Raw genomic sequence first — 12,677 nt, 5'->3', positions numbered from 1 at the left:
GACGAACGACTTCGTTTAATGGGCTCAAAACTCGTTTCCAGTGCTGTTCGCTTACTGCTACTGGGATTCCTGGCATTCATTCTATTTTTTGGTGATCACTTTGGCGTTAGCTTCGATTACCCACATTTCGGGTTATTCGATAATGTATACGTCCGGTTGATAAAAGGCTGCCTGTTGCTGCTGATTGTCATTGAGCTGCTACGTATCTATTACTATGGCATTGTCAAAAATCCGAAGCCACCCAAACTGGGTGGAAACATAGCGACTTTGTTTGTGCCGGTTGTATTGATACTGGTCGCGCTGGAGATTGGGTTTATGTTTGTCGCCCAAAGTCAGGAGGGTGGCCTGACGCTGGCATCGCATATTTGGTTTGAACGCTACTGGTTGCCGATGACTCCGGATAACTACCGTGATTCACCGAAAACCGATACGTTGGGTAAAAAGAAAGTTCTGATTGTTGGCGATTCGTTCACATCAGGACACGGCTTGAAATCGGCCGATGAGCGCTACGGGAACGTGTTGAGTGAAAAACTGGATGGCAAACAATACGTAACCTATAACCTGGGCATATCGGGGTCCGATACCCGTGACGAGTTTAAACGACTGACTAAATTTGCCGTAAAGCCGGATGTGCTGATATTGCAATATTTTCCCAATGACATCGAAAAGGTAGCGCATGATCATGGTTTAGTGCCGACGGGTTTTGCTCCCTACTCTGATTTGCCGCGGCCGCTTCAGCCCTTGTTCATTAAATCCTACTTACTCAACTATCTGTACTGGCAGTTTCCGCACGGTAATTTTGCGCCTTTTGATACGTATGCCCGAACGGCTTATGGCACACCCGCCATCATTAACGACCACCTGAACGATCTCAACCAATTCGTAGAATACGCTAAAGCCAATAACGCCCGGCTCTATGTGGTGATGTTCCCGTTTGTCCATAACCTGGAACAGTCGGCTGAGTATACGAAGCCCGTCGTTGACTTTTTTCGGAAGAATAACGTCCCGATTCTGGAGGTTGGCAAACTCATCGGCGACATCGATATCAAGGATCGGGTGGTAGGACGTAATGATGGGCACGCTAGCCCAATTGTGAATAAACGTGTCGGCGAAGCTTTATTTCAACTGATGCAGTCGAACCCTGGTGTACTTCAAGACTCATCCATTACCTCTGTTAACAAATAAGCAAACTGGATTAACTCATGGAATTCTTACAGGACATTTTTAAATTTCTCAAGCAGCGCAAAAAATGGTGGCTGGCACCAATGATTATTTTATTGCTACTCATTGGTATTCTGATCGTTATTGGCGGTGGCTCGGCCGTTGCTCCGTTTATCTACACATTGTTTTAAGGCATGGATATTACCGAAAAAGTGAAAGCCCAGCTAGTCATCGTAACTGGCCTGGTGGTGCTGTATTTTGTGTTCAAATCGCCCTGGTGGCTCTATGGAGCAGCAACTGTAGGCGTATTGAGCCTAGCCATTCCAGCCGCGGGTGACCTGATTGTGAAAGCCTGGTTCAAACTGGCCGAAATCCTGGGGAATATAAATGGCAAGATCATTCTGTCTATTATGTTCTTCGTCTTTTTATTCCCTATTGCCCTGCTCTATCGCATGACAGCCAAAAATCCACTGGGCATCAAGCGAACAGACGATGCTTCTTTCTATAACGAACGGAATCATCTGTATACAAAAGAAGATTTAGAGCAGACTTGGTAGACGAATAAAATTGACTTATTTTGGGTACACTGGTTGTCGGTGTACCCTTTTTTTTGTTTAGATTTGCTGTAGCTTATCCAGAAAGACGGAGGGAAAGGACCCGATGATGTCTTGGCAACCAACCAGCCTCAGGGAATGGTGCCAATTTCCGCCCGGTCACCAACCGGGATAGATAAGATTAGCCGTCTGCTACCTATCTTTTTGGTCATAAGCCTTTTTTGATTTTTTGGACTTTTTTAAGCCAGCTGTTTGTTAGCGTATCTAACAACTATGCACTGAAACACCGCCATTGAAAACTATACAGGAACTTCTACAGGAGCGTATCCTTGTCCTTGATGGGGCAATGGGTACCATGATTCAGCGGTATAACCTGACCGACGCCGACTACCGGGGTGAACGATTTCGCGATTGGCCGCATGATTTGAAAGGCAACAACGATTTGCTGTCGCTGACTAAGCCAGAAGTAATTCAGGCGATCCATAAGCAATATCTGGAAGCAGGAGCTGATATTATTGAGACTAATACGTTCAGTGGTACGTCCATTGCCATGGCGGATTATCGCATGGAAGAGTTGGCATATGAACTCAACTACGAGTCGGCTCGGATTGCGAAAGAGGTGGCCTTGGACGTGACGTGCCAAAATCCCGACAAGCCACGCTTTGTGGCCGGGGCAATGGGACCAACCAACCGCACAGCTTCGCTCTCGCCCGACGTTAATAATCCGGCCTACCGCGCTGTTACGTTCGATGACTTAGTAAATGCATATTATGAGCAGGTTAGCGGGCTGGTTGATGGTGGTTCGGATTTGCTGTTGGTTGAAACGATCTTTGATACGTTGAATGCCAAGGCGGCCATGTTCGCCATTGATAAGTATTTTAATTTAAATCCACAGAAGACCGTTCTGCCCATTATGATCTCTGGCACCATCACGGATGCCAGTGGTCGGACACTGTCGGGCCAGACGACGGAAGCGTTTTTGTATTCTGTTTCGCACTTGCCGTTGCTGAGTGTGGGATTGAACTGTGCGCTGGGTGCCGCTTTGATGCGCCCCTATATTCAGACGCTCGCCAGCGAAGCGCCGTTCTTTACGTCGGCTTATCCAAACGCTGGCTTGCCCAACGAATTTGGCGAGTACGACGAGACGCCGGAGATGATGGCGTTGCAGATTGAGGACTTTGTTAAAAGTAGCTTTGTCAATATTGTTGGTGGTTGCTGCGGCTCTACACCCGATCACATTCGGGCCATTGCAGACGTAGCGGCCAAGTACCCGCCCCGGCAATTGCCTCAACCTGAGCCCTATCAGAAACTGAGCGGGCTGGAACCACTGAAAATTACGGAACTCACCAACTTCCTGAACGTTGGCGAACGTACGAACGTAACAGGCTCGAAGAAATTTGCCCGGCTGATCAAAGCGGGGAATTTCGATGAAGCCCTGAGCATTGCCCGTGGACAGGTTGAAGGTGGAGCGCAGGTGATTGACATCAACATGGATGAAGGTATGTTGGATTCGGTGGAGGCCATGACAACGTTCCTGAACCTGATTGCCGCCGAGCCCGACATTGCCCGCGTGCCCATCATGGTCGATTCCTCGAAGTGGGAGGTTATCGAAGCTGGTTTGAAGTGCGTACAGGGGAAAGCCATTGTCAACTCCATTTCGCTGAAAGAAGGCGAAGACGCGTTCATTGAACGGGCGCAACTGGTTCGTCGCTACGGTGCCGCTGCCGTGGTTATGGCGTTCGACGAAAACGGTCAGGCCGATTCGTACGAACGACGCATCCAGATCTGCGAACGTGCTTATCGGATTCTGGTTGATAAAGTCCATTTTGCTCCTCAGGACATTATTTTCGACCCAAATATCCTCACCGTTGCCACGGGGATTGAGGAACATAACAACTACGCTGTTGACTTTATTAACGCGACGCGCTGGATTAAAGAAAATCTGCCACTGGCCAAAGTGAGCGGGGGTGTCTCGAATATTTCGTTCAGCTTCCGGGGCAACGATGTCGTGCGTGAGGCTATGCACTCGGCGTTCCTGTACCACGCTATTCGGGCTGGTATGGACATGGGCATCGTAAATGCAGGGCAGTTGGAAGTGTATGATAGCATTCCGAAAGAGCTACTAGAGCGCTGTGAGGACGTATTGCTTAACCGCCGGGACGACGCCACCGAGCGCCTGGTGGAGTTTGCCGAAACGGTGAAAGCCAAAGGAAAAGAGATCGTACAGGATGAAAGCTGGCGGCTCGAACCCGTTCGTGAGCGGCTTAAACACGCACTGATCAAGGGCATTACCGATTACATTGACCAGGACGTTGAAGAAATCCGGCAGTTGGTGGAGCGCCCATTGCATGTTATTGAAGGTCCATTGATGGACGGGATGAACGTAGTGGGTGATTTGTTTGGTGCGGGTAAAATGTTCCTGCCACAGGTGGTAAAATCGGCGCGGGTTATGAAAAAAGCGGTGGCTTATCTGACACCGTTTATTGAAGCCGAGAAGCTTATCGGTGGAGATACATCCAAGAATGCCGGGAAAATCCTGCTGGCAACCGTTAAAGGTGATGTTCACGATATTGGTAAAAACATCGTTGGTGTTGTGCTGGGGTGCAATAACTACGAAATTATTGACCTTGGCGTGATGGTGCCGACGCAGAAAATTCTGGATGCCGCCCGCGAACACAACGTAGACATTATTGGCCTGAGTGGTCTGATTACGCCCTCACTGGATGAAATGGTTGGCGTAGCGAAGGAGATGCAGCGGCAGGGTTTCACGATGCCATTGCTGATTGGCGGTGCCACTACGTCGCGCATACACACCGCCGTCAAGATTGATCCGCATTATGCCGGGCCGGTAGTACACGTACTGGATGCCAGCCGAAGCGTTCCTGTTGCGGGAAAGCTGGTTAGTGAAACGGATGGTACGAAGGAGAAAATCTTCACGGAAATCAAGGCGGAGTACGTCAAACTTCGGGAAGATCACGCCAAACGGCAAAAAGAAAAGGCCAGTCTGACGATTTCAAAAGCGCGGGAGAACCGTACGAAAATTGATTGGACTGTTTTCGAACCTACAAAGCCGACGTTCCTCGGTAATCGCTATTTTGACGATTATGACATTGGCGAATTAGCGAAATATATCGACTGGACGCCATTTTTCCAGACGTGGCAGTTGCATGGTAAATATCCAGCCATTTTCGATGACGCGGTTGTTGGTAGCGAAGCAAAGAAATTGTTTGACGATGCCACGCAGCTTTTACAGGAAATTATTGATAAAAAACTGCTGAAGGCTAAGGCCGTCATTGGGTTCTACCCCGCCAACTCAGCTGACGACGACGTATTGCTGCACGATTTTGAAGAGCATGTGCGTGATGTTCCCTGCGAGCGGCACGGTTCTCACCAACATATCGAGTATAAAATCAGCAAAGCTCAGTCGCAGACGGCTGTGAGTCCGGCTGGTGAGTTAATTTATGATACCAAAACGGTGCTGCATTTCCTGCGTCAGCAAAATCAGAAAGCCCCGGGTTTGCCCAATCTCTGTTTGTCGGATTTCATTGCTCCGTTAGACAGCAGTCGGGAAGATTATATTGGGGCCTTCGCTGTAACGGCTGGAATCGGCATTGAAGCGTTGCTGGAAAAATACGAGCGCGACCACGATGATTATAGTAGCATCATGGTTAAAGCCCTGGCCGACCGGCTGGCTGAGGCCTTTGCAGAACGGATGCACGAACGCGTTAGGAAAGAATTCTGGCCGTATGCGACAGATGAAAACCTGCCAAATGAGCAACTGATTAAGGAAGCTTACCAGGGAATTCGGCCTGCGCCAGGTTATCCTGCCTGCCCAGACCACACCGAGAAAGGCAAGCTCTTTGATCTATTGGATGCCACTAAAATTGGGATTGAACTCACCGAAAGTTATGCCATGTATCCGGCTTCATCCGTGAGCGGTTTTTACTTCTCGCATCCTGAATCGAAATACTTTGCGGTTGGTAAAATCAACAAAGACCAGATCCTGGATTACGCCCAGCGTAAAGACATGCCGGTTGAAGAAATCGAAAAGTGGCTGGCGCCCGTGTTGAGTTATGACGCGTAGCCTGAATCGCTAGGTTCTATAGAAAAAGACGGTTGTGCAGGCGACCGTCTTTTTGTTATTAACTTTAACCCGCAAATGTCAGTTATCCATGGGTGATTTTATTAATTATATAGAAATCAGCAATTTCAAGTCTATACGACATTTAGAACTTACTGATTTTAAGAAAATTAATCTGTTTATTGGCAGGCCAAATGTTGGTAAATCCAACCTGTTGGAAGCCTTGTCGTTATTCAGTTTACCTTATATATGGGAGAACTCGCCAAGGAAATTAACTGAAATAATTCGTTTGGAAAATCAGCGAGAGATTTTTCATGAAGGTAATATTTCCAATGAGGTGCTTATACGTGCTGGAAAAGATAGGCAGACTTTAGAGAACTGCTACGTTAATTTTAATTTTGAAACAGGCGGATTAGATGTTGATATTTCTTTTACTCATGTGAATGGATATTTATCAACTCCACAAATGCCATATAGAGCTTTTTTTAGAGTTGATGAGAAGTTCAGACTTGACTACCGCACAAAACTAAATGAAATTAATTTTGTAGATTATATAAAGCGTTATACTTTTAATACTGATGTAAAATACAAGGAGAATAAGACACCTTTTTTGTATCCTCCCTTTGGAATAAATCTACTCTATATTCTTGAGTTAATGCCTGAGCTGAGACAATTCTACGCTCAGTGGTTTCGCCAATATGGATTACGTTTAGTGCTTGACACGGCAAGTCAATCTGTAAAGATTCAAAAAGATAAAGGCGATGAGGTTTTTCAGCTGCCATATTCATCGGTTGCTGATACGTTGCAACGTATCATTTTCTATAAAACAGCCGTTGCATCAAACAAAAATTCGGTGTTGCTTTTTGAGGAACCAGAAGCCCACGCTTACCCTCCTTACATTACAGAGTTCACTCAGGAAGTAATTAAATCGGAGACGAATCAGTTTTTTATAGTTACGCACAGTCCACTTATCGTTAATGACTTTCTTGAAGGTGCTATTAATGATTTAGCCATCTTCATGGTTGATTTTAAAGATGGACAAACTATTACTAAGCCTCTGACAAGAGAAGAAATAAAAGAAGTATATCAGTACGGCGTTGATTTATTTTTCAATAACGAATCGTACTTGTCTTAATGGATCTACATATTATTCCAGAATGCTACGTTGACACGAAATTAGTCAAAGTAGCCGTACCGCCACAGACAAGATATAATCATCAGAAAGGCTGCTCAACTGTATTAAAGACGATGCAGGAAAAATTTACCGATGATTTTGCAGTAGGAATAATTGATAAGGACAAGCAAATACAAGTCTATGTTGATCAATTTAATGTGATATATGATGTGATGAACGTATTACAACTACTTAAACATCCAGATAAACATCATTATCTAATTTTTATTTGTCCGGCTGTTGAAAAATGGATATTGCTGAACGCCGATGAGGTCAATTTATCGCTAACGGAATTTGGCTTACCTCATGATTTTAATCAACTTAAAGTTATTACAAAAACATCAAAAAGTGAAAATGATGATCCTTATTCGGGGAACATTCATCAACTATTTAAAGAGATAAAGAGAAGAGAAGCATGTTATTGGATGATTCTATCATTTTGGCTTAGTTACCTTAAAGCCAACCCGTACACCGCAGATATGAATTTTCTTGTTCAAGAAACAGAGCGATTGTTGCTTGCTTAATTATGTACATAATTTTATTTAGGAAGTGGTATTTATTTGTTGAATACAATCTCTGTTAAAAAATGGTAAAACCTAAATTTTTGAGTTTATCGCGTAACGAATGGTTAATTATTAGTCTTTTATATTTTATAGCTACGGCGATTAATAGTAATAAAGCGTATCACATTGACGATACATTTCATTTAGAAGCGGCTAACTGGATTAAAGACAATCCACTACGTCCCATGTCCGGTTTAATTAACTGGGACGATAATAAGGAGCCGATGTACGTAGCCAATCAGCCACCTTTATATTTCTTTCTGATTGCATTCGTTAGTAAATTATTCGGAAATGGTGAATTAGTTTTGCATCTTTTTCAATCAATTTTTACGTTGTTTTCCCTAATTGCTTTTTGCAGAATAACGAAAATACTAAAATTAAAAAAGGGTTTACTTTTAACGGCACTCTTTACCTTTTGCCCCGCTTTTTTAGTAAATCAAAACTTAATGGTCGATGTGCCACTATTATGTTTTGACCTATGGTTTCTTTGTTATTTACTTCAACAGGAAATTCGTTCTGAGCCGGTTCGTTACTGGAAGGCCAGTCTAATCTTGGGCCTGAGTTTATTAATTAAATACACAAATATTCCGCTGCTGGTTGTATTACTCATTACCATACTCTGGCGCAAGCAATACCGGCTTTTATACGTAGTGTTGATCCCTGTTGTTATATTGGGACTTTGGTCACTGTGGAATTACGTGGAATTCTCCGCGGTTCATATTGTGAACAGGCCCAGAAATCCAATGACGCTTGATCTGTTTACAAAAAATCTGGTGGATTTTATTACCTGTGTAGGGGCTATTGCCCCATTTTCGCTGGCCTTTTTTGTTGGCTATTTATCCCGCTATAAAATCATTACTTTTTTCATTCCTCTTGTCGCATTATTATTTGCTGGATTGACGGTTGCTACGGCGGAAAATCGACTATTTATTTTAACATCGAATGATATTCTATCGACTGCCTTTTTGATAAATGGCTTGCTGATACTTGTATTAATCATTCTAAGTGTTTGGCGTAATAGCTTCGTCATCAATAAGAAAATAGACATAGCCGATGTTGTACTCGTTGTGTGGATTGCTGCAGTAAGTGGATTTGTTATTTTATTCGCTCCTTTTATTGCCAGCCGACACGTTTTATTGATTATTCCACCCATATTATTCTTAGGTGGACGTTGGTTAGATACTATTTCAATAGTTAATGCCGCGCAGGCGATTCTTGTTGCAGCGTCTATTGGGTTAATTCTGGCAGTTTCTGACTGGCAATTTGCGGATTTTTACCGTCGCAAAGCGAAAGAAGTTGCTGGCGTGCTACCTCCTCAAAGTCGTATCTGGACAGCAGGGCATTGGGGATGGCAGTGGTACGCTCAGCAAAATGGATTCCGGGAAGTACAGACCGATTCGATGCAATTTCACACCGGCGACTACCTGGTCAGGCCTTCGGGAGTCGATAGCCAGGAAATTCCCAGCGGTGTTCAGCTTAGGCCCGTCAACGCGCTGACAGCTCCGTTTACCTGGTTGACTTTTGTCTCTACGGGCTATTACAACTGCTTTTATGGCCGGGGAGCCTCCTGGGCATATTCCAAATTTCCGATTGATAGCATCAAAATCTATCAGGTGACCAGTGTGCCCATCAAAGAAGGTCACGTAGGGGAGTAGGCAAGCTGGCAACCAGACTTATGATGCAAAAACACCTGCGTTTATGCTTCGTATTATAAGTAGCCTCGTTGTGGGTTTTCTTCTGGCTGGCCTGACTGCTCCTGAACCAACCATTCGCTTCAATCGCTATTTTGTAGCCGCCGAAAGCTATGAATCGGTGGGCGTATTCGACGTCGATAAAAACGATACGCTCGATATCGTTTCGGGCGATTTCTGGTATGAAGGCCCGCTCTTTCGGCGTCGGCACTTGATCGGGAACGAGCCGCGCAAGAATGAGTATTTCGACGATTTTTCGACCATTCCCATGGATGTCAATGCCGACGGTCGGCTGGATTTCGTTACCGGCGGCTGGTTCGATCAAACACTACGTTGGGTCGAGAATCCGGGCAATGGCAAAGCTACCTGGCCGTTGCATGAGATTGGTAACGTAGGGAACGTGGAAACCACCCGTGCCTGGGATATCGACGGTGATGGCAAACTTGATATTGTGCCCAACAATCCCAGCCATCCGCTGAAATACGTCAAACTGGTTAGCCCTGGTAATTTCAAAATGATTACGGTAGCTCCAACGCAGGGTCACGGCTTGGGCTTTGGGGATGTGAACGGCGATGGCCGGGGAGATTTGATTGTGAGTGATGGCTGGCTCGAAGCCCCGCAGGATCGCAGCGCTGGTCCCTGGACGTTACACAAAGAGTTTGCCCTCGGAACGGCCAGTGTTCCGATCATTGTCGCCGACGTCAATGGCGACCAACGTAATGACCTGATTGTAGGGCAGGGCCATAGCTATGGCCTGCACTGGTACGAACAAACCCGTGATGCCAATGGCCAGCGAGGCTGGACAAAGCACCTGATCGACGATAAAAACTCCCAGTATCATTGCCTGGAATGGATAGACATTACCGGAGACGGCCGACCTGATTTGATAACGGGCAAACGTTTCCGTGCCCATAACGACGGTGATGCCGGTGGGTATGATCCGGTAGGTCTGTATTATTTCACCTGGGATACGTCGCAGAAGAAGTTTGTGAAACACGACATTTCGTATGGCCAACCCGGTGTTGGGAAAGGAACCGGCATTTATTTTGCCTTGGCGGATTTGCGTAAAACGGGCCGTAAAGACATAGTTGTGGCCGGAAAAGATGGTCTGTATGTCTTTTTTAATGAAGGGATGCCTAAAAAATAATGTACGTTAGCCTATCTATATAGTAGTTTTTCTTGTAATTTTATTCTTCGTTTTTTCTTCTTCCGTAACTTATCTCAGTATGCAACGTGCTCAATTAAAGGAGTTTTACGGCTATGGTCTTATACTTTCCGTGCTGACAGCCGTTCAGGTTTATTCGATTTATGTCGCGTCCACAACCGATTTGTCACTAACCTGGCAACATTATGTAGGATTTGGCGCTACTACGTTAGCGGCCGTTCTATGGGCCTTTCGTAAGCCACAATATCTATTTTATGCCCTCGGCCTCACGCTTGTACTGGGCTACGAAAATTTGGTGGGCTTCACACCCACCCTCGATTTCACATCGACGCAATACTACTTTAACAGCACTGCATTTCCTGTATCCTACCAGGATTTTTCGATGTATATGCTGCTGATCTGGGCATATGTTGCCCACAGCCGCTTGCGGACAATGGTACAGTCGTTGTTTTTAAGAACGAGTAAATAACTAAAAGTTTTTAAACACAAAGGCCACAGAGAAACGTCTCTGTGGCCTTTGTGTTTCTCAGTAAAAAACTACGCTGTCAGCGACCAGCCTTGACGATATTCGCGCTTAACGAACTGATTTGCTTCGTCGAAGTTGGTGATCTTCATGTTTTTGCCATCCCATGACAGTTGTTTACGACCAGGATAGTTGAAACCCTTGCCGTCGGCTTTGGGCTGGCGAACCGTATAACTACGAATGGCTAAATTACCCATCAGCACAGACTCTGTTAACGGACCTGCGAAATCGAACGAGGAAGTAAGCGCCTTGTGTTCTTTGCTGTTGAACCCTGCTTTGCAGGCTTCCGTCCACAGTACCTGGTGTCCGTTCTCAGGTAGGGGCTTGGACCCATCAGCCGGTTTTGGCTTTGGATCACCTACTATTTTCTGCCCGTCTTTCGTATAAAGTTTCGGATCTTCGCCGTACATACCACATATCAGTAGCCCTTTATCGCCGTGGATGAGTACACCGTTTTCGCCATTTTCAGGCATCGGCTCGCCTTCTGGCAGCATATCCGGACGGAAGGGACGAATACCGCCATCTTCCCAGATCATTTTTACCACCGATTTATTTTTCGCCGTGGCCGGGAATTTTAATTCCACATGCGACGATGGCGGACAACCCTCGGGAATGTATTCAGGTGTCCAGTCTTTCAGGAATACCTGGCCAATGCTGGTTTCCACTTCAGTTGGGTAGCCAAGGCCGAGCACCCGGAAGGGCGTATCCATGATGTGACAACCGATATCGCCCAGCGCACCAGCGCCAAAATTCCACCAGCCGCGCCATTTGAACGGATGATAAGCGGGCGTATAGCCAACTTTCTGGGCGGGTCCGAGCCAAAGATCCCAGTCCAGATCAACGGGGACCTGATCAACGGCCTGTGGTACGGGAATACCCTGTGGCCAAACGGGCCGGTTAGTCCAGAGGTTAACGGTGTGCACCGTACCCAGCAGACCCTTATCGAACCAATCCACCATTTGTTTCTGCTGTGGATTCGATGACCCCTGGTTGCCCATCTGTGTAACGACTTTATATTTACGAGCAGCTTCGGTTAGCATTCGGGCTTCGTAGATGTTATGCGTCAGGGGCTTTTGCACGTATACGTGTTTGCCGCGCTGCATGGCCGCCATAGCGACAACGGCGTGGGTATGGTCGGCAGTCGACACCGTGACGGCATCGATCGCTTTGCCTTCCTTATCCAGCATCTCCCGAAAATCCTTGTAGCGTTTCGCGTTGGGATGTTTGGTAAAGTTCTCTTTGACCCTGGGCAAGCCCCAATCTACGTCGCAGAGCGCGACAATATTATTGGCCCCGTTGTTATACGAATTGTTGGTATCGCTGAAGCCTTTGCCACCAAAGCCAACACCGGCAATATTAAGTTTATCGCTTGGGGCAATGAAGCCTTTGCCGCCCAGTACGTGACGGGGCACAATAAAGAAGCTCGCTGTAGCCAAAGCCCCAGCCTGAATAAACTGCCGTCGGGTCGTGCCCGTCCGGTCCGCCGATGCGGTGGATTCGACCGGATTAGTTTGCTCGGGCGTTGGCGTTGAGTTATCTGATTGGTTCATGAGAAACGTATTGGAGTTGTATTGACTGATAAGAGAATATCCGCCGAAATTTACCCAATTGGCCGGTATGATTTTTCAGTGACTTGCTATAATTATTGATCTATTAATGAAGAAATCATTTTTTGCAAAAATTATAAGATAGTAAAGGTTCGAGATCCATGCCATTCCAGCAAATTTTTACGCCGTGACGTGTGTATACGTAACGTTTGGATAAA

10 protein-coding genes and 1 riboswitch are annotated in these 12,677 nt (G+C 46.0%); of the genes, 9 read left to right on the top strand and 1 reads right to left on the bottom strand.

Annotated elements, in window-relative coordinates; translation table 11 throughout:
• Positions 1-18: 18 nt before the first annotated feature.
• The 9 genes from ACYVEA_RS01310 to ACYVEA_RS01270 all read left to right on the top strand — a co-directional run bounded on the left by ACYVEA_RS01310 (position 19) and on the right by ACYVEA_RS01270 (position 10,858).
• Entirely contained in the window at positions 19-1,185 is a 1,167-nt protein-coding gene (locus tag ACYVEA_RS01310; protein WP_461111497.1) for an SGNH/GDSL hydrolase family protein, read from the top strand.
• Positions 1,186-1,202: 17 nt separating this feature from the next.
• Positions 1,203-1,352 carry a DUF5989 family protein gene (locus ACYVEA_RS01305; RefSeq protein WP_177236522.1) on the top strand — a complete coding sequence of 50 codons (150 nt, stop codon included), beginning with the start codon at positions 1,203-1,205 and terminating at the stop codon, positions 1,350-1,352.
• A gap of 3 nt (positions 1,353-1,355) precedes the next feature.
• The gene (locus ACYVEA_RS01300) at positions 1,356-1,718 is read left to right on the top strand and encodes an SxtJ family membrane protein (protein ID WP_461111496.1); all 363 of its coding nucleotides are present in this window, start codon (positions 1,356-1,358) and stop codon (positions 1,716-1,718) included.
• 70 nt (positions 1,719-1,788) lie between these two features.
• Positions 1,789-1,897: riboswitch (SAM riboswitch) on the top strand.
• 110 nt (positions 1,898-2,007) lie between these two features.
• Positions 2,008-5,799, top strand: a complete 3,792-nt coding sequence (gene metH / locus ACYVEA_RS01295; protein ID WP_461111495.1) for a methionine synthase — start codon at positions 2,008-2,010, stop codon at positions 5,797-5,799.
• A gap of 34 nt (positions 5,800-5,833) precedes the next feature.
• Positions 5,834-6,931, top strand: a complete 1,098-nt coding sequence (locus ACYVEA_RS01290) for an AAA family ATPase (protein ID WP_461111494.1) — start codon at positions 5,834-5,836, stop codon at positions 6,929-6,931.
• Positions 6,931-7,494 carry a hypothetical protein gene (locus ACYVEA_RS01285; protein ID WP_461111493.1) on the top strand — a complete coding sequence of 188 codons (564 nt, stop codon included), beginning with the start codon at positions 6,931-6,933 and terminating at the stop codon, positions 7,492-7,494. Before ACYVEA_RS01290 ends, ACYVEA_RS01285 begins: the two co-directional genes overlap by 1 nt.
• 62 nt (positions 7,495-7,556) lie before the next feature.
• Positions 7,557-9,188 (top strand): glycosyltransferase family 39 protein, encoded by a 1,632-nt coding sequence (locus tag ACYVEA_RS01280; RefSeq protein ID WP_461111492.1) that lies wholly within the window; start codon positions 7,557-7,559, stop codon positions 9,186-9,188.
• A gap of 43 nt (positions 9,189-9,231) precedes the next feature.
• Entirely contained in the window at positions 9,232-10,371 is a 1,140-nt protein-coding gene (locus tag ACYVEA_RS01275) for an FG-GAP repeat domain-containing protein (RefSeq protein WP_461111490.1), read from the top strand.
• 79 nt (positions 10,372-10,450) lie between these two features.
• The gene (locus ACYVEA_RS01270; protein ID WP_461111489.1) at positions 10,451-10,858 is read left to right on the top strand and encodes a hypothetical protein; all 408 of its coding nucleotides are present in this window, start codon (positions 10,451-10,453) and stop codon (positions 10,856-10,858) included.
• Between the two features lie 68 nt (positions 10,859-10,926).
• On the opposite strand, the gene ACYVEA_RS01265 is transcribed toward ACYVEA_RS01270, so the two are convergent.
• The gene (locus tag ACYVEA_RS01265) at positions 10,927-12,462 is read right to left on the bottom strand and encodes a Gfo/Idh/MocA family protein (protein WP_461111488.1); all 1,536 of its coding nucleotides are present in this window, start codon (positions 12,460-12,462) and stop codon (positions 10,927-10,929) included.
• Positions 12,463-12,677 lie beyond the last annotated feature (215 nt).

The sequence above is a fragment of the Spirosoma jeollabukense genome (assembly GCF_054777855.1).
This window is presented reverse-complemented; position numbering and strand designations above follow the sequence as displayed.

What these genes read in the sequence shown, in the direction of transcription:
- ACYVEA_RS01285 (WP_461111493.1), top strand. Translation starts at nt 6,931, where the DNA reads ATGGATCTACATATTATTCCAGAATGCTACGTTGACACGAAATTAGTC.
- ACYVEA_RS01265 (WP_461111488.1), bottom strand. Translation starts at nt 12,462, where the DNA reads ATGAACCAATCAGATAACTCAACGCCAACGCCCGAGCAAACTAATCCG.
- ACYVEA_RS01300 (WP_461111496.1), top strand. Translation starts at nt 1,356, where the DNA reads ATGGATATTACCGAAAAAGTGAAAGCCCAGCTAGTCATCGTAACTGGC.
- ACYVEA_RS01270 (WP_461111489.1), top strand. Translation starts at nt 10,451, where the DNA reads ATGCAACGTGCTCAATTAAAGGAGTTTTACGGCTATGGTCTTATACTT.
- ACYVEA_RS01275 (WP_461111490.1), top strand. Translation starts at nt 9,232, where the DNA reads ATGCTTCGTATTATAAGTAGCCTCGTTGTGGGTTTTCTTCTGGCTGGC.
- ACYVEA_RS01305 (WP_177236522.1), top strand. Translation starts at nt 1,203, where the DNA reads ATGGAATTCTTACAGGACATTTTTAAATTTCTCAAGCAGCGCAAAAAA.
- ACYVEA_RS01280 (WP_461111492.1), top strand. Translation starts at nt 7,557, where the DNA reads ATGGTAAAACCTAAATTTTTGAGTTTATCGCGTAACGAATGGTTAATT.
- ACYVEA_RS01310 (WP_461111497.1), top strand. Translation starts at nt 19, where the DNA reads ATGGGCTCAAAACTCGTTTCCAGTGCTGTTCGCTTACTGCTACTGGGA.